General features: G+C 36.0%; 16 protein-coding genes. 6 read left to right on the top strand and 10 right to left on the bottom strand.

The genetic code is table 11. The features are described from left to right. Positions 1-6: 6 nt before the first annotated feature. Positions 7-1,119, bottom strand: a complete 1,113-nt coding sequence (locus tag B3D94_RS07180; protein WP_069479855.1) for a mandelate racemase/muconate lactonizing enzyme family protein — start codon at positions 1,117-1,119, stop codon at positions 7-9. Positions 1,120-1,199: 80 nt separating this feature from the next. Between B3D94_RS07180 and B3D94_RS07175 the strand changes: the two genes are divergently transcribed. Continuing rightward, positions 1,200-2,441: a hypothetical protein gene (locus B3D94_RS07175; protein ID WP_069479854.1), complete on the top strand. Its 1,242-nt coding sequence runs from the start codon at positions 1,200-1,202 to the stop codon at positions 2,439-2,441. 56 nt (positions 2,442-2,497) lie between these two features. On the opposite strand, the gene nhaC is transcribed toward B3D94_RS07175, so the two are convergent. The 8 genes from nhaC to B3D94_RS07135 all read right to left on the bottom strand — a co-directional run bounded on the left by nhaC (position 2,498) and on the right by B3D94_RS07135 (position 11,277). Then, positions 2,498-3,946 carry a Na+/H+ antiporter NhaC gene (gene nhaC / locus B3D94_RS07170; protein WP_069479853.1) on the bottom strand — a complete coding sequence of 483 codons (1,449 nt, stop codon included), beginning with the start codon at positions 3,944-3,946 and terminating at the stop codon, positions 2,498-2,500. A gap of 280 nt (positions 3,947-4,226) precedes the next feature. Then, complete coding sequence (locus B3D94_RS07165; RefSeq protein WP_069479852.1) at positions 4,227-5,336, bottom strand: amidohydrolase; 1,110 nt, start codon at positions 5,334-5,336, stop codon at positions 4,227-4,229. A 190-nt stretch (positions 5,337-5,526) separates the two neighbouring features. After that, the gene (locus B3D94_RS07160) at positions 5,527-5,670 is read right to left on the bottom strand and encodes a hypothetical protein (RefSeq protein ID WP_175422972.1); all 144 of its coding nucleotides are present in this window, start codon (positions 5,668-5,670) and stop codon (positions 5,527-5,529) included. A gap of 239 nt (positions 5,671-5,909) precedes the next feature. Continuing rightward, a complete protein-coding gene (locus B3D94_RS07155; RefSeq protein ID WP_291756085.1) occupies positions 5,910-7,949 on the bottom strand; it encodes a TRAP transporter permease in 2,040 nt (679 codons plus the stop codon). Further along, positions 7,946-8,464, bottom strand: coding sequence for a DUF1850 domain-containing protein (locus B3D94_RS07150; protein WP_069479850.1), 519 nt, complete (start codon positions 8,462-8,464; stop codon positions 7,946-7,948). Before B3D94_RS07150 ends, B3D94_RS07155 begins: the two co-directional genes overlap by 4 nt. A 114-nt stretch (positions 8,465-8,578) precedes the next feature. Beyond that, entirely contained in the window at positions 8,579-9,571 is a 993-nt protein-coding gene (locus tag B3D94_RS07145) for a TAXI family TRAP transporter solute-binding subunit (RefSeq protein WP_291756082.1), read from the bottom strand. 276 nt (positions 9,572-9,847) lie between these two features. Beyond that, positions 9,848-10,399, bottom strand: coding sequence for a superoxide dismutase family protein (locus tag B3D94_RS07140; protein ID WP_291756079.1), 552 nt, complete (start codon positions 10,397-10,399; stop codon positions 9,848-9,850). Positions 10,400-10,521: 122 nt separating this feature from the next. Beyond that, positions 10,522-11,277: a 3D domain-containing protein gene (locus tag B3D94_RS07135; RefSeq protein ID WP_193830778.1), complete on the bottom strand. Its 756-nt coding sequence runs from the start codon at positions 11,275-11,277 to the stop codon at positions 10,522-10,524. Positions 11,278-11,773: 496 nt separating this feature from the next. On the opposite strand from B3D94_RS07135, the gene B3D94_RS07130 reads away from it, so the two are divergent. Further along, positions 11,774-12,886 carry a response regulator gene (locus B3D94_RS07130; protein ID WP_291756074.1) on the top strand — a complete coding sequence of 371 codons (1,113 nt, stop codon included), beginning with the start codon at positions 11,774-11,776 and terminating at the stop codon, positions 12,884-12,886. 43 nt (positions 12,887-12,929) lie between these two features. Here the strand turns inward: B3D94_RS07130 and B3D94_RS07125 are convergent, their stop codons facing one another. After that, entirely contained in the window at positions 12,930-13,940 is a 1,011-nt protein-coding gene (locus B3D94_RS07125; protein WP_291756072.1) for a GGDEF domain-containing protein, read from the bottom strand. Positions 13,941-14,307: 367 nt separating this feature from the next. Here B3D94_RS07125 and B3D94_RS07120 point away from each other — a divergent pair, with 367 nt between their 5' ends. From B3D94_RS07120 to B3D94_RS07105, 4 genes are all read left to right on the top strand, one after another. Next, positions 14,308-14,997 carry a response regulator transcription factor gene (locus B3D94_RS07120; protein ID WP_291756070.1) on the top strand — a complete coding sequence of 230 codons (690 nt, stop codon included), beginning with the start codon at positions 14,308-14,310 and terminating at the stop codon, positions 14,995-14,997. After that, the gene (locus B3D94_RS07115; protein WP_291756067.1) at positions 14,994-15,980 is read left to right on the top strand and encodes a sensor histidine kinase; all 987 of its coding nucleotides are present in this window, start codon (positions 14,994-14,996) and stop codon (positions 15,978-15,980) included. Before B3D94_RS07120 ends, B3D94_RS07115 begins: the two co-directional genes overlap by 4 nt. Before the next feature lie 103 nt (positions 15,981-16,083). Continuing rightward, positions 16,084-16,845: an ABC transporter ATP-binding protein gene (locus tag B3D94_RS07110; protein WP_258269814.1), complete on the top strand. Its 762-nt coding sequence runs from the start codon at positions 16,084-16,086 to the stop codon at positions 16,843-16,845. Continuing rightward, positions 16,835-18,676, top strand: coding sequence for an FtsX-like permease family protein (locus B3D94_RS07105; RefSeq protein ID WP_291756063.1), 1,842 nt, complete (start codon positions 16,835-16,837; stop codon positions 18,674-18,676). Before B3D94_RS07110 ends, B3D94_RS07105 begins: the two co-directional genes overlap by 11 nt. Positions 18,677-18,723: the final 47 nt, after the last annotated feature.

Raw genomic sequence — 18,723 nt, 5'->3', positions numbered from 1 at the left:
GCCTCCTTAGGCTGTGACAACAGTTGAAAACTTACATAATTCCTTCATAACAGCTTCATCTACATCAACACCGAGACCCGGTTGTTCATTTAAACAGATAAAAGGAACATCATAATGAAGATTGCCCACATCTTTTGAGAACTTCAATGGCCCTGTCAATTCAACACTTGTCATAGTTTTTTTAGAAAATGCTACATGGAAACCTGCCGCAGAGCCAACAGAGGACTCTACCATGGAACCAACTTGACATTCAATACCTGCCATTTCTGCCATAACTGCCAGCTTCATTGCAGGATAAATACCTCCGCATTTCATTAATTTTATATTTACTTTATCTGCAGCACGCTTGGCGATGATTTCACGCATTTCACGTACTCCACGAATTCCTTCATCAATCATTAGAGGTACATCAGATTTTGACTTAATTTCTACCATTCCATCGATATCTTCACTATTAACGGGTTGCTCTAACCAATCAATATTTAGATCCTTCATCGCACGTAAGCCCTGTAATGTAGTTGCAGCATTCCCCCACCCTTGGTTGACATCTACTCGGATGGCGATATCTTCACCTACTTGCTGTCTTACTGCTTTAATACGAGCAACATCACGGGTTACCTCTGTACCTACCTTCATTTTAAATGAACGGTACCCCATCTCTACACGCTTCGCAGCCTCTTCAGCCATTGCCTCGGGCGTTCCAATACTTAACACATGTGTAATAGGGAATTTTTCATGATAACGCCCACCTAAAAGCTGATATACCGGAACCCCCAATGCTTTCCCAGTAATATCAAAGCAAGCAATATCAATAGCTGCCTTTGCTGCCGGAACATCTTTTACAACCTTATTCATTTTATCGTGCAATTTTTCAAAGGCCATTGGATCTTCACCGATAACAGCAGGTGCAAGATGGTGTTGAAGCACAGCATAAGTACTTTCCCATGTTTCACCCGTTACATGTTCATCAGGAACCGCTTCTCCATAACCTACTATACCAGTATCAGTTGTTACTTTTAAAATAATGGAAGGCATTGTATCATATGTAGCATAACTAATGATAAATGGATCAATTAGCGGTAAATGTATAGCATAAATTTCTACTTGTTGGATTTTCATAATAATCAGTCTCCTTTGTTGTTATATACGTCGCTAATACGTCGCTAAATATTTAAAAAAATAGAAAAGGAACGATGCCCATGTCTACGAAAATAGCGATTATTTGTTCTAAAGCATTTATGAAACGTATTATTAGTATCGCACAAAATATAGACAATATTCAATTAGAATTTTATCTATACAGCCACCCCTCTGAGGCACCAGCTTTAATGAAGCGAATTAAACCTTGTGATGCCCTTTTATTCGGAGGAACATTACCCTTTTTACATGCTCAATCTCTCCTATCGGAAATACCAATACCTTGGAATTATATTAAACAAGATGAAACAACTATCTCTACAACTCTGTTATCACTAGTAGCTAAACATGCTATACCGATCAATAGAATTTCAATTGATGTAATGAATCCAGCATTTGTAGATAATGTTTTAACAGAAATTGACTATAGGGGTCCGAAGCCACATATTCAACATATTTCTATTACAGAACCAACAGAAAGTATTCTAAAGCGTCACATTGCGTTGTGGAATACCAACAGCATAGATTTCGTGATTACAAGTATCCACAGTGTTTTTGATACATTACAAGCACATCAAATACCTGCAATGCGCATGATAGATGCCACGAATTCTATTATTCAATGTCTCGAAGAAACCAAATCAAAATCACTTTTAACAAAATCCGAATCATTTAAGGCCGTAGTTGGATTTTTAGAAATCCCTACTGATTCTTCCATTGATTCAACTATTTTAAATCAAATTGCAAAGGCTACCTTTTCAACATATAAACAAATTTCATCACAAACCTTTGAGCTTTATACAACTGCTGGCCATTTACAAAATGCACTTGAAAAGGAAACTTTAGAAGAACTTATTAAACAAATTGAAATACCATTTAAACTAGCCTTCGGGTATGGTCACTCCATGTTAGAAGCCACCCAAAATGCTCAGCATGCTTTAACATTTTCGAAATCATTTGAAATTTATATTCTAGATGAACATAAAAACCTTTTAGGTCCCTTTCCAAAATCAGAAGGTAAATTATCTTTAAAAACAGATGATCCTTATGTATTACAAATGGCCAAACTCACAAGCTTAAGTCCATTAAATATTTCTAAAATCATCAATTTTAGTCATGAAAGGCAATCCGCACAATTTACATCGCAGAATCTTTCAGAATACCTACAGGTTACTAGACGTACAACTGAGCGTATTATAAAAAAATTAGTAGATCAAGGTTATGCTAAGGTCGTTGGCGAAGAAATGACACATCAACAGGGTCGACCTCGCACCATTTATGAATTAAATTTCGCCACCTATTAACCAATTATATAAAAGGAATTCTCGTAAATGCTAAGCATCTACGAGAATTCATATGATTAATCAACCATTACCATATTATCAGCATTTTCCGTTTCTTGTTCCTTCTTACGTTTCTCTGCTTCTGCCATTTCTTCTGGCGTTAGTTTAACAATAGCAAATCCAATATATCCATAGATAATGGAAATAATAGGTACCATGAAATTAAGAATGGCATATGGTGCGTACTCCATAGCGCCTACACCCAATGTCGCTAAAATAAACACACCACAAGTATTCCATGGGAAGAAAACAGATGTTAATGTTCCCCCATCCTCTAAAGCACGAGATAGATTTTTAGAATGTAGACCTCGTTGTTGATAGACACCTGCAAACATACGTGAAGGGACTACAATTGAAATGTATTGCTCTGAACACGTTGCATTCGTTGTGACACACGCTGCAATTGTTGAAGCAATAAGACTCCCCGTAGATTTAGCAAACTTCATAATTACATTCATAAGAGCTTTCAACATCCCTGAATACTCTAAAATACCACCAAAAGTCATTGCCACAATGGTCATTGAAACCGTATTCATCATAGAATCTAAACCACCACGGTTAAATAAATCATCTACCATGTGATTGCCTGTCGAGATTTCAAATCCGGCTTGTAATGCTTGTACAGCACTTGCAGCCGAACCGCCTTGTACAAAAATTTGTAGTAAGAAACCTGATACGATCCCAATAATTAAAGCTGGGATTGCTGGTACTTTCTTAGCTACTAAAACAATAACACCCACTGGTACAAGTAATAGTAAAGGAGAAATAACAAAGCTCTCTTCCATTACTTTTAACGTTGTTAAAATTTCTTCTGATTTCATCGAAACATCTGCAAATTTTCTACCCAAAAATCCGAAAACAACAAGTGAAATAATTAACGCTGGAATCGTTGTATAAAGCATATGCTTAATATGTTCAAATAAATTTGTCCCTGTTAAACCAGCTGCCAGATTCGTTGTATCTGATAATGGTGACATTTTATCTCCAAAGTAAGAACCTGAAATAACCGCACCGGCAATCATAGCTGCTGGAATACCCATACTTAAACCAATACCCATGCCTGCGACACCGATTGTCGCCATCGTCGACCACGAACTACCAATAGCTAATGACACGATCGAACATAAGAGCATAATTGTCACTAAAAACCACGCTGGAGATATTAGCTTTAAGCCATAGAAAATCATCGTTGCTACGACCCCGCCGCCAATCCATGCTCCAATTGTCAAACCTACCAAAATAATAATGACAATGGCAGGTAATGCCAAACGTATCCCCTTATACATCATTTCTTCAATTTCCGACCATTTGTATCCATGCATTTTGGCAACAATTGCTGCTACAGTTGTGCCGACAAGAAGAGGTACGTGAGGACTTTGCTCTAAAACAACTACTGTAATCAACATTGTAATAATCATAATTGCAAAAGTTAGTAGTGCCCAGCCCGCATTTATATCCTTTTTCATTTTTCCATCCCCTTTTTTTGCACCAAATCCCTTTTCGGTTTTTCAACGACGCAAATAATTTTTTACGTTTTTTAGCTTAATATTCAAAAAATTAAAAGTCAACGCAAAAAAATTATGCCTCTCTAGCAAATCCCTTTGTTTTAGGGCAATAAAACGCTTTCAAGTAGCAATAAAAAGCTCCGCAAACCCTTGAATATCCATACATTTCAAGAAATGTTCATGCAAAAAAAGCTATATGAAAAAATTATTGCATTTTTCATATAGCTAAAAAAATATTTTTTTATTCAGGTTTTTTTTCTAATACGCAGGCAAGTACTTTGGCAGCATCAATTAATGCGCTACGATCAAATGTCATTTTAGGATGGTGTAATCCTGGTGTTAAGTTTGCCCCAATTCCAATCATTGCCGCTTTTAATTCTGGCTTCTTCACCGTATAAAAATGGAAATCATCACTGCCTGGAGTCGTTATTTCATCCGCTAAATATTCCTCGCCCAATGCTTGAACAATTGCCTCTTTCGCCATTTTTGCAGCAATTGTTGAAACCTCCGCACCTGGTGTGAAATCAAGCCATTTCCAATCCATATCAATTTCAAATTGTTGCTGAATTGATTTTAAGCCATGCTCAATTTTGTTACGAAGTAATTCAAGTTGTTGATTATGCTGTGCTCGAATGTCCATCGAGAAACTAGCATTCCCTGGAATAATATTTGTACTACCGCCATCCGCTATAATTTTTGTTAACTTTGCAGAATGTGGCTCAAAAGGCGATAGATGAATACTGTTTAACATTTGTTGAACAGCCATAATGACATCAATAGCATTTTTCCCTTGGTGTGGTCTCGCCCCATGAGCGTCGATTCCCTGAATAGTCCCATCTAGGAAATAGGCAGCACCATGATGAATAGCTGGTGAAACTTTACCAAGCGGTAGCTCTTCAATAGGTCTTAAATGTACACCAAATAAATGTGATACCCCCTCAACAGCTCCTCGATCAAAAGCAGCACATGCACCATTCCCTAATTCCTCGGCAGGCTGGAAAATAAAACGGACGCGATGTTGCAATGGTTGATCTTTAAGTAGTAATAATGCCCCAAGCACCATAGTCATATTAGCATCATGACCACAAGAATGATTCGCCTGCCATTTCCCATCCACTTCTTGCCATAAAGCATCAATATCAGCACGTACCGCAACAACTTCTTCACCTGCTCCAATTTCTGCAATTAATCCAGGAACATCCCCAAGCAAACGATAAGTAACATTCAATTCGTCTAAGATTGACGCTAATTTTTTTGTCGTCTCGAACTCCTTCCAGCTCACTTCAGGGTATTTGTGAAAATGTTCAAACCATTGATACATTGTTTCTTCTAATGTTATAGCTTTTGACATAACGACACCTCTATACGCATTTTTGTTTCTCATTATACATGAATCTATTTTATAAAAGTATATACGCAGTAAGACCCATTAATATGAAGTGTCTTAATAAATTTATATGCCACTTGAAATTGCAATGACACAAAAAAATGGACTATGTTAAAAGTTATTATCTCTTTCAACATAGCCCATCCAGTATTCATTATAAACTTGTAAAAAAACCTTCTGGATATTCCTCATATTGCACAATTGCTAATGATTCCTCATTTTTTTCTTCCTCTTCCTTACGGTCAAATTCTTGATCCATTAAGTATGTCTCAAATTTTGAATTTAACAATTTACCCATTGTATCACCCCTCTTTTATTTAATTGAATTTTCTGATAAAAGAATTATACAATAGTTTTTCGATGAAATGCAATAAATTATATTCATTATGCATTATAAATATAAAATTAATCTCAATTTTAGAACAATCGAGTTACAAATTCTTCCTTTAGATGCCAAATAGTCTGCCCATTAACACCTGACTGAAATCATGGGCCAGCTATTAATAGAGCAGACTACTATTGTAGTAAATCAAAAATTTACGATACCGTCACACTCGTTTTGTCATTTGTATGATCATTGTGAGTACCTTTTTTATGTGATAATACTTGAATCACGAACATGATAATAAAGATGCCTAAACCTACCCAATCCGAGAATTTCTCTGGATAAATAAGTAATAAACCAGCAGCTATAACAATTATTCTTTCAAACCAATACAATTTACGATACCAATAACCAATAACACCCGAACCGATGGCAACCATTCCTGTAATAGCAGTAAATACAACCCATATTATCTGTGATACTGTCGTATCAATCATTAGTAAAGACGGTGAAAAGACAATCATATACGGTATAATAAATGCCGCAATAGCAAGCTTTGCTGAATTCACACCTGTTTTAATAGGATCGCCACCTGAAATACCTGATGCTGCAAAGGCTGCTAACGCTACAGGTGGTGTAATGTCTGCAATAATACCAAAATAGAACACAAAGAAGTGAGCTGATAGTAATACAACTACTGGTACTAACTCCTGCGGTGTATTCGGCGATAATAATGCTACAATCGCTGGAGCTGCGATCGTCGATGTAATCACATAATTTGCGGTAGTTGGTGCACCCATACCAAGTATAAGAGAGGCAATCATCACAAAAATCAATGTCAAAATAATACTACCACCAGCCAAAGCTACTAAACTATTGGCTAAACTTAAACCAAGTCCTGTTTTTACAACTACCCCTACAATAATCCCTGCACAAGCTGTTGCTGCCACTACACCTAACGCAGTGCGAGCACCTTCCACCAATGCCTCTATCACGTCTATCGGTTTAAGGCGTGTCTCCTTATTAAACATTGCAACCGCAATCGAAATAATGATTCCGTACAACGCTGCATGCATAACAGGTGTCCCCGTCAACATTAGCACGATAATGGCAATAATAGGTAATAGAAGATAGACTTTCTTAAATACTTCCTTTCGATTAGGCATTTGATCGTCTCTAAGACCTTTTAAACCAACTCGTTTTGCTTCAAAGTGCGTCATAATCCAAATACCTGTAAAGTATAGAAGTGCTGGAATAGCTGCCGCCTTCGCTATATCCCAATAGGTAATGCCACGACCAATAAACTCTACCATTAGAAAAGCCGCTGCTCCCATAATTGGTGGCATTAGCTGACCACCAGTTGACGCTGCCGCTTCAACTGCACCTGCAAATTCTTTACGATAGCCTAGTTTTTTCATCATCGGAATCGTATAGGAACCTGATGTTACGACATTGGCTACAGAGCTTCCCGAAATGGTACCTTGTAGAGCACTTGAAAAGACTGCTACTTTTGCTGGGCCACCTATTAATTTACCTGCCAATGAAACGGCTAGGTCATTAAAGTACTGACCGACCCCCGTTTTTACTAGAAAAGCTCCAAAGAGTAAAAATACAAATATAAAAGTGGCTGACACGCTAATCGGTGTGCCGAATATCCCATCTGTTGTAAAATACATAAGGTTTACAATACTTTCTAAATCTTGCCCTCTATGTGCCATAAATGCTGGAAAATACGGACCATAGTAAGCATAGATTAAAAAACAAGCTGCAATAATCGTAATCGGTAACCCGACAGCGCGACGAGCAGCCTCAAGTACTAATACAACAGCAATAAGACCTACAATAAAATCCATTTGTGTTATGGAGCCATTGCGATTCACGAGCTCAGTATAGTTCATAGACCAGTACGATCCTACCCCTACCGAAAGCAAAGCCAATAAATAATCAAACCATGCAATTTTGTGCTTTGGTGCTTTTTTACGAGCGGGAAATAGTAGAAAAATAAGTGTCAATCCAAAGCCCAAATGGATGGTACGCTGGATTTGTGCTGGGAATTGCCCAAAAATGGCTGTATAAAGTTGAAACAAAGAGAATGCTAAAAGACCATAGAAAATGATGTGCCTCATAATTCCGGTTACAGTTCTTACGTTGGATTCAATATCATATTTTTCTAGTATAGCTTGTTGCTCTTCAGCAGAAATTTGCTCGAATTCTTCTACTCTTTCTTTTTTTGCTTTTTCCTGTGTTGTCATTTCATCCTTACTCCTTTCCACTGTTCATATAGCGATAGTTTCCTTATTTCAAATAAATAGGATTTTCCCCTTTGTAAATCTTTTTTTAAATCATATTCCACATCTTCGTAGTTGAATACCAGATCTAAATCCAAATCGCCAATTAAAATGGTAAAATTGTCAATGACACGATGATCATCAAATTGAAGAACATATTTGCCGTCTCTTTCTATAAATGTTTGGCCCTCCTCGGCATAGCCTGGCATACCTATTGCTAAATCCTCATATTCCATCTCTAACATCTGAATGTGATTTCCCTTTACATATTGATAGGATTCGTATACATCTGAATTATGTATGGAATGGGTATATCTAAATTGAAATTTTTCACTTTCAGTAATTGGTATGTAGTGCACTCTTGGATTTGCCATGCGCGTTTCTGTAAAGCTGAATACCTTTTGAAATGGAAGAATAACTACAATCATTAAGCAGAAGATTACTAAAACGACTGCAATACTAACTTTCCCCTGTTGCATTTCATCCTTCTCCCTACTTTAAAAGCTACTCGCCTATACTCACACCGTATAGTAGGAAAAAGACTCGAAGCTTTACGCAATCCGAGCCCCTTCATATTTTAGTAATAGTTTTGACTATTTTTTCTCATCAAAATATTTTTGAGCACCTGGATGAATATCAATACTAATTCCATCTAAACCTGTTTCGGCTTTTATAAATCTACCTTTATCATGAGAGATTTTATCAGTATTATCATAAATAGCTTTTGTCATAGCATAGACAACATCCTTTGGTAGTTCCTTTTTCACTGCTAGCATAGCAAGAACTGAAACTGTTTCTGTATCTTGTGCAATTCCATAAGTGCCTGCTTTTACTGTTTCCTTTGCATAATAAGGATATTTAGCAATTAATTCATCTGCTTTACCTGCATCTACACCAACAATATTTACTTTCGTTGTAGCATTTAACGCTTCAACTGCACCTGTTGGCGTACCTGCAGTAATAAATGCCGCATCAATTTGACCTGATTGAAGACCATCCGTTGACTCCCCAAAATCTAAATTTTGAGCCTTGATATCATCCATCGTTAAGCCATGAATCTCCAGTAATTGCTCGGCATTCGCATAAGTACCTGAACCAGGCGCCCCTACAGACACCTTTTTCCCTTTTAAATCCGCATAAGTCTTAATACCTGTTGCTTCTGTAGTAACTAATTGTACTGTTTCAGGATAAAGGGCACCTAAAGCTGAAATTGTATCAATTTTCTTTCCATCGAACATTAACTTTCCTTCCGTAGCATAGTAAGCAATATCCGTTTGAACAAATGCAATTTCTCCTTTACCTTCTTGCAAAGCAGTCATATTAGCAGCAGATGCCTGAGACACCTCAGCAGTTGTTTTAATATCTGTTTCCGTCGTAATTAAATCAGCAAATGTACCGCCAAGTGCATAGTAAGTACCTTGTGTTCCACCTGTTAATAAGCTTAAAAATTTGGGCTTTTCAGAAGACTCCGAAGCGTTCTCGTTCGTATCCTTAGAGCCACTTCCACCATCTGACCCACATGCTGCTAAAATCATTAGTGCAAACGCACTTACTAATAACAACCATTTAAATTGTTTCTTTTTCATAGTATTTTCCCCCTCTGTATAATATTTAAGACATTCTACTTAAAATTATCAAATTTGGTATTATTATGTCAATTAGTTTATAGTAAATTCTGAATATTATATTTATACAACCGTTGATGATTACTACTAATTTTCAAAAATAGTGTATTATTTAATTAACCTTTATTTATCTATAAAAAACATTTAATTTCTAAATTCAAAACCGTATAAAAAATGCATATAAATTATGAGAACTAAAAAAACTGCATCCAATGATGATTGGATACAGTTACTCTTCTATTGAATAACGCCACAAGCAATTCTTGCACCAGAATTACCTGCTGGATCTGTTTTATAGTCATCTGCTGATTCATGAATAACAATTGAACTTCCGTCACTGTCTAACAAAGAATTTGGTTGATCTTTTTGTAATGTTAGCCCTTCTGCTAAGAAATTCAAATCAACATTGCCATCGTCATCAACCTCTAAATTTGGTAAATCCCCTAAATGATAACCATTTGGATTTAACTTACCATGCTCTTTTTTGGTCGGATTAAAGTGCGCACCAGCCGATTCAAACTTAGGGGGCTCACACTTCCCTACTTCATGAATATGAATTCCATGTGTACCTGGTGGTAGACCTGATAATGCCAGTGTCATCATAACACCATTATCTTCTTCCTGAAAATACGCATTCCCATAACTTTCGTTATTTGCACCAATTACTTTTGCAGTAGCTGTTAAGGGGGATGACGCATTAACTTGTACTTTTTCTTCTTTCTTATCAAAGAGACTACAACCACCAACTAAAACTAATAAAGAAAGGCTAATTAAGCTTATTTTTTTCATGAAATACCTCCTCTATTTCTGATGGTTTCCAAGTTAATCAATACTTATTCACTTCTTATTGATTTTACGGAGGTTATTACATGAACAAAAGGGACCTCTCCAACGAGAAATCCCTTCATGATTTAGTCTAAAATCTTAACGGTTACTGTTTTGACGCCCCATTGAAGAGCTTGCCCCTCGGTAGGAATAAAGACATCAATTTTATTGCCCTTAATAGCTCCGCCTGTGTCAGCTGCAATCGCTTCACCATACCCTTCAACCCATACCTTTGAACCAAGCGGGATGACACGAGGATCAACCGCAATTACCTTTAAGTTTGGATTGGATCGAATATCCGTTCCATTCGCAGTAATTCCTGAACATCCTTCACAATAGGCTGTATAGGCAGTAGCACGCATTGTTAACGTTCTACCAGATCCACTTGACGGAGCGCTCGCAGGTTTTGTTTTTGCTGTTGAAGCAACCCTTGTTGTAGCTGCTTCGGATGTTTTAGGTTTTGGTTTAGCTGCGGAAGCTTTTATAGCTAAAGATTCACCAGCAAAAATCAAATCTGTAGCAAGGTGATTCCATGCTTTTAATTCATCTACTGTTATATCGTTTTTACGTGCGATTGAAAATAATGTGTCACCGCCTTTAATGACATATTCATCTTCCAATGTTTTTTCTGTATTGGATGTGTCCTTCACTAAATCTTGCTCTGGATAAAACCAAAAAGAATCCATTTCTGCCAATTGTTGAAACTCTCCAACGGTTAAATTATAAATTTGAGGGAGTGCCCATAGAATATTGCCGGAATTGTCTTTCGCAGAGGAAGGACTGGCATATAGGCTCAAACCAACGGTCAATGTTACTGCTAAAGCTAAAGCTTTCTTCTTCATGTTTAGTAATACCTCCAATATTTTATTATTTTTTGCAAGTCTGCTGATAGCACGCTAGAGTCAAATAATCTAGTATGTAAGCAACAATAAGCTTGCAAATTAATAACTCAGGACTGTCTGCCTGATATTAGGAATTATTACTATAAAAACGGAAAATTATACAATTTCGATTATTTTTTTAGAAAATTGTCCAATTAGATGGAAAAAAACCATCGTTTAGACTAGTATTTTTTATATTAGATATTTACTATTTAAAGGCCATAAAAGAAGAAAAAGATAACATGAAAATTTGAGAATTAATCCAAAACTTTTGCAAATCGTGAAGATACGCGTGGGCAACAAGCATGGAAACTAAATACGTCTGCTGCATACAATTACTAAACAATTTACCTCAGCAGCAAGGCCAACACATCCATATAAAGGATAGATATCTCAATCTAATAACCTCTAGACTGAAATGAAAGGTCGTGTTTTTATTTTAATTCGGGCGATATTGATGGACGATGAGCCTTTAGCACTTGTTCGTATGGAAAAACACTTGCAAAAATTTGATAGGATTGAGGTTATTAAAACTTTTACATCTGTAAAAGATCTCCTTATAGAGGGGCCGATTTTGGACTTTCAAGTAGCATTTTTAGATGTTGAAATGCCAAGTATGAATGGATTAGACATTGCAGAATTATTAAAATCGTGGAATGAGAGCATCTATATTGTTTTTGTTACTGCCTATCGAGACTATGCTGTCCAAGCCTTTGAACTACATTCAATTGATTACCTGTTAAAGCCTGTTTCAACATCTCGCTTAGCGACGACTATTCATAGGATTGAAGAACTTCTTCAGCCAAAAATAATGTCATTGCCAACACTATCTCATTCAGAGCCATTGCTAAAAATACAATGCTTCGGAGAATTTGTTGTTTCCTATGAAGGAAAACCACTTCATTGGCGGACTATTAAAACGAAAGAATTGTTTGCATTACTGTTTTTACATCTTAATACCCCTGTGCCTCGTGACACTATTATTGATAATCTGTGGCGTTATACGGATTTTAATAAAGCGAAGGTTCAACTACATACCACTGTCTCATACCTTCGCTCCTCCCTTTCAGCATATGGCTTTTTAAAGGTAATCGAATATACGAACGGATGTTATATTTTAACATTAGACCATATACAAAGTGACGCTAATGATTTAGAGATTATTTTGAATAAAAAAGAACAAACTGGAAAATTGGATATCGAAAGGGCTGAAGCACTTCTTCAAGATTATCGTGGAGAATTTATGGCTACGATGGCCCACCCATGGATAGCTAGTAAAGCAAATTTGATGAATAAATTATTTACTCAATTACTGAATGAACTAGCCCATTATTATGAACAAGTTCAGGATGTCAATTATCTAGAACGTTCGTTACTTATAGCTTTAGAGTTAAATCCATATTCTGATCAAGCTGTCCAGCAATTAATCAAGCACTATGCTAATATTGGGAACCGAGCAGAGGCTATAAAAATTTACCGTTCTTTTAAACGTACTCTATTGTCTGAGTTAAATGTTTTGCCTATGCAGGAAACAACAACTCTTTTTCAAACCATTGCCGAACAAGAGTGACGACAAAAAAGCATGCTAGTGTAGAAAGCCAGCATGCTTTTACTCATGATTTAATAATCATTTGTCTCATATTCCGTACTACACATAAACAATTTCTTCCCGACTGTTTTGCTTTATACAGAGCATGATCTGCAATTTCTATCAATTGATTTGGGCTCTGTACATTTGGTGTAAAAGCAGTAATTCCGGCGGACATTGTAACGGGTCTACCACACGCAGTTTCCTGTAAGGCCTGTTTAACCCGCAACCTTTCTGCAAGTTCCACCGCTTCATCTATACTCCTTGAAGGCAAAATAATCATAAACTCTTCTCCACCATATCTGAAGCACATACCTTGCTCCTCTATATTGAGCTGCATATGATGAGCAAAAGCTTTTAATACCTCATCCCCTACGGTATGACCATACGTATCGTTTATACTTTTAAAATCATCTAGATCAATTAAAATGACTGCATGCGGAACTTTATTAATAATTAATTCATGGAGAGTTTGATCCATTATTCTGCGATTCGGAATACCTGTTAATGAGTCTAAATTTAATTGATCCGTTAAATCAGTAATTTTACTTTCTGCGCAAATCATCATATTTTGTACGTTTTTTTTCAGCAACTTTGCTTCATAATACCAATCAACAATATGTTCGTTCCCCTGCCCGTTTTCGCCAACTTCTATCATGGTCGAAAGCTCATTTAGGGGGCGTACTATTTTTAATGCTAGCCATATAGCGAGCACCAATATTACAGCAATGACTAAAACGATAGGGACAATAACCTTTTTAAAAAACAGGCTCAAAGGAATAGCCTTTTCATTTGCAGCAACTTGTTCCATAGATGGTTCTAATGCAATATCTTCATGGACCGAGTCCTCTAGATAGCTGCCTTCAATTGCCGAAGATCCCTTTACGTATTTATCTTTCATAACATAATTATTTTCCATCAAAATTTCATTAAAACTTTGATAGCTACTCCAAATACTAACACTAGATGTCGCCAGTACAACCATTATTGTCATACAAACAATAAGAAATGATAACTTTAACTTGAATTTACCCACAATAGATCATTTCTCCCATTGAGATGATTTTTTCGTTAAATCTTATCTATGTTTTAACTTAAACTTTAATATATCTATTCAATCATCATACGTCATACTTCTTAAAGAAAACTTAACAGCTGGGTATTTTTTACTTCATTGAGTAAAGCGCTTGAATTCAAAGAATGCATACACGGTACTTAGTTCTTTATATTCACACTTAAAGTATTCTTTATAATCCTAAAGGTCTAACAGGTGATTTATCTAAAAATAGCTTCAAACTAAGTTTGTGGTAGCTCTTATTTGATGTTCCAAGGTACAATTCTTCTATAGATTTATGGGAAAAGGGTACATTATAAAGAAAAGAACGAAGGAAGGGTTGATAGAAATGTACAAGATATACATAGTAGAGGACGATAGCAATATAGCATCACTAATTGTCGAACATTTATCGAAATACCAGTTTGAATGCCATACAGTACAACGGTTTCAGCACATCATAGAAGAATTTAATGACATCCAACCACATTTAGTCATTATGGATATTAATCTTCCAACCTTTGATGGATATTTTTGGTCACGTAAAATTCGTCAGCTTTCCATTTGTCCCATCATCATTGTCTCAGCTAGAGTCAATGATATCGATCAAGTATATGGTATCGAAAATGGCGCTGATGACTTTATTACTAAACCATTTTCACTAGATGTCTTTATGGCAAAAGTGAATGGTTTACTTCGCCGTACATATGGTGAGTATGCTTCCTTTGATACATCTACCATTACAATAGCCAATACTACATTAAACCCAGACACAGTCCGTCTCCAAACAGGTAGCAATGAGAGCCTCCTAACATTAAAAGAAATGCAACTCAGTAAACTATTATTCGAAGCCTACCCAAATGTTGTAGCTCGCCAAAAACTATTAAGTGCTATATGGGATGATGAAACCTTTGTGGAGGAAAACACATTATCTGTGAACATTGGTCGACTACGTAGAAAATTCGAAGCTATCCACTCTCAGCTTGAAATTAAAACCATTCGTGGTCTAGGTTATCAACTTGTGGAGGAAGGAAAATGAAGCTGTTTTTTAAAGATCATATGAGTATTATTATTCTTTATGGTATAAGCTTCCTACTTTTACCCTGGATGATTCAAGCATTGGATGATTTAACATCGCATTATTTTTATTTTATTTTTCTCGTTAGCTTTCTGTTTATCCTTTGGCTTGTAGGCCGTTATTACCGAAGAAGACAACTATATACACACTTAGAAAAAGATGATCTATCAAAGGACGACCTTCATCTGTATGAGCCCCAAGCTTCAATTGAACAAGCCTATAGTGAAAAACTAAGACAAATGCAATATTTACATTTAACGCAACAGCAACAATTAGAGGAGCAAGCGGAGGAAAAGCATCTCGTGTTATCACATTTTGCACATCAAATGAAAACGCCGTTATCTGTCATTCAATTACTTACTCAATCAGCGTCCATCAAAACTTCTAATGAATTACAGCAATGGCAAACAATTAGTAAAGAATGTGATAAACTGACATTTACACTCAATCAACTATTAACGTATGAGCGTAGTTCAAATTTAGTAACTGATTTAAAAATTGAGCCTATTCTTTTAAAAGAGCTTGTAAAAGAAGTCGTGAATGATTTGAAAGATTATTTTATTACAAAAGAAGTTTTCCCAAAATTAACGATGGCAGAAGATCCTCTGATTTACTCCGATCGTAAATGGTTAAAGGTTGTCCTTTATCAAGTACTAAATAATGCTGTCAAATACAGTGAAGTAGCAAGCACTATCCATATTTATTATGACAACGGCATTTTGCACATAGATAACCGTGGTGAGACAATCCCTACTAGCGAAATTTCTCGTGTCTTTGATTTATTTTATACGGGCAAAAAAGGACGAACAAATGGAGAGGCAACAGGCATAGGATTATTTTTAGTGAAAAAGGTTTTAACTATACTAGGCCATCCCTTCACATTGCAATCCTCATATGATCACACTATGTTTTCCATCAATTTCTCAAGCAGTCTTAAAAAATGAATATGACAACTTTGTCATATTCCCGTCATCAAACGAAATGGGTTATTGATCGCTCCTTTTTTATACTAAAGCTATCAAATCAATTTAAAGGAGTTGTTCCAAGTTGGGAAACACCATTCTTCAAGTGACCAATTTGCAGAAAGAATATATCGGGGAGATTACCTACAAGGCATTAAACGGCATTGACTTCCAGTTACAGCAACAGGAGTTTGTAGCGGTCATGGGGCCCTCCGGAAGTGGCAAAACAACATTTCTAAATAGTGTATCCACCATTGATCGCCCCACTGCTGGAGATATTGTTATTAATAATAGAAATCCTTATGTTTTAAATGATGAGGAACTTGCAAAATTTAGACGTTCTGAATTAGGCTTTGTTTTTCAGGATTTTAATCTTGTTCATACTTTAACGGTAAAGGAAAATATTTTATTGCCGCTAACATTAGATAGCATACCTAGCGCCAAAATGCGTCAACGTTTAAAGCATGTAGCGCAATTTCTTGGAATTGAGGAGCTTTTACCGAAACGTATTTATGAAATTTCAGGTGGGCAAAAGCAACGAGTAGCTATTGCTCGTGCTGTTATCCATGAACCAAGCTTGTTATTAGCAGATGAGCCTACAGGGAATCTGGACTCAAAAGCCGTCAATGATGTGATGGACTTATTCACCTCCATCAATCAGGAACTACAAACTGCCATTCTCATGGTGACACATGATCCTTACGTAGCAAGCTTTGCCAATCGTATTATATTCATCAAGGATGGCAAATTATATAATGAAATACATCGGGGCAACAATCGTAAGCAATTTTATCAAGAAATTATGGACACTCTTGCTTTTCTAGGTGGTGGGCAACATGACCTTTAACCACATTGTTATCCAAAATATTTTACGAGATAAATGGACATATGTGTCTTATTTTCTGAGCAGTATGTTTTCCATCATTATATTCTTTTTATTTTCTGTAATCGTCTTTCATCCCAGCTTAAAAAGCCTAGATCCTGACTCAACACTTGGCATTTCATTAATGTTTGCCAGTATGCTTGTTTATTTATTTTCATTTATTTATATCACTTATTCGATCATGGCATTTTTACGCAAAAAGACCAAAACTCTTGGCATTTTCATGATTACAGGGGCTTCCATGACACAAGTAAGAAAGCTAATATTCCGCGAAAACTTATTCATTGGAATTATGGCGATTATAGCAGCAATCGTTCTTGGCCTTGTCATGACTCCCCTGTTCTTAATGGCTGCTAAAGTAGTGTTAAAAGCAGATACATTTAGTATGTATATACCTCTACAGGCAATTGGTTTAACAATAGGTTTATTTTTAATCTTATTTATGATAATTTCCAAAGTCGTCACTAAATTTATTAATAAGGAAGCCTCCATACAGCTTTTAAAAAGTGATACTGTTATCGAAAAATCTATTCAACCGCATTATATATTATTAGCTGCTAGCATAGTGATGACCGCCCTTTTCGCTTATTTACTAAAGATTGAGCATGCTATTGTACAGTCTTTAAGTGTTTTCTATTATTTATTATTTTTCGCTAGCATTCTTAGTACGATTTATTTAGTCATTGCTCAAGGCTTACGTCTATTTCTGAAAATATTTGAGAAGTCGCCCGCTTACCTTCGCAAAACAAATATGCTTTTAGCGTCAAATTTAAATGCAAAAATGAAATCTCATGCAAATATGCTATTTCTAATTACCATTTTGTTAAGTGGCGTGTTTCTATGTACAAGCATTTTGTTTAGCTCTTATTACAATGTTCAAAAAGATAGCGAAGGAAATTATCCGTATAGCTTTCAATATATTGCGGATCCAAAAGCTGAAGACATTAAAGTGAAGGAAGACTTAGACTATCTTGAAACGAAGCTAGCAACAGTAAAAGCAAACAAGTATTTTATTGAATTAAAATCAGATGAGAATCGACGCCTTGGCTATATGTCATTATCTGATTACAACCTACTACAGCAAAAGGAAAACAGCCTTAATGAAAATGAATTTATAGCCGTTGCTGGGAATCATGGTATAGCACCAATAACCAACAATGCTAGTGACCGTTATATAAAATCATTCAAACTCGCTGAAATTAACGAAAAGAACCTACTATCTACAGGGTTCCAGGAAACTTACTTTATAGTGCCAGATTCTATTTATCAGTCGATTGACTACCCTGTTTATAAAACCTATATTTATGAATTAGACAATTGGACAGCACATACCGAATTGGCAAAGACCATTACTGAACACATACCATCCTTACCTGGTGAACGTTACGTTACATCCAAAATCAACTTATATGATACAGAAATGTTTGTTAAAAGCGTTATGTTCTTCATTGGCTCTATGTTAAGTTTAATTTTCTTAAGTGCAGCCATGAGTATACTTTACTTCTATTTACAAACAACATTGTTACAGGAAAAAGAAAAATATATGGGCATTCGTAAGCTAGGACTGTCTAAAAAAGAATTATCCTCCGTAATTGCTAAGGAATTGGCCATTCTTATATTTGTACCCTTCACAATAGCAATTTTGCTATTACTTACTATTTTATTAGCTATGCGTACAATGGTCTCTACAGCATTTTTACAAGTTTCCATTGCCAGTTCTTGTTGTTTCTTTGTACTGTTCCTCATCAGTTATTTATGGATACGAAAAAGCTATTTCAAACGTTTAGTGAACTAAAAAAATCGCACTCCTCGGGGTGCGATTTTTCAATAATAAAAGACTCG

Source organism: Lysinibacillus sp. UBA5990 (genome assembly GCF_002429815.1).
In the GTDB taxonomy this organism is placed as follows: domain Bacteria; phylum Bacillota; class Bacilli; order Bacillales_A; family Planococcaceae; genus Lysinibacillus; species Lysinibacillus fusiformis.
The sequence above is the reverse complement of the archived record's forward strand: the minus strand, read 5'-3'. Positions and strand labels throughout refer to the sequence as shown.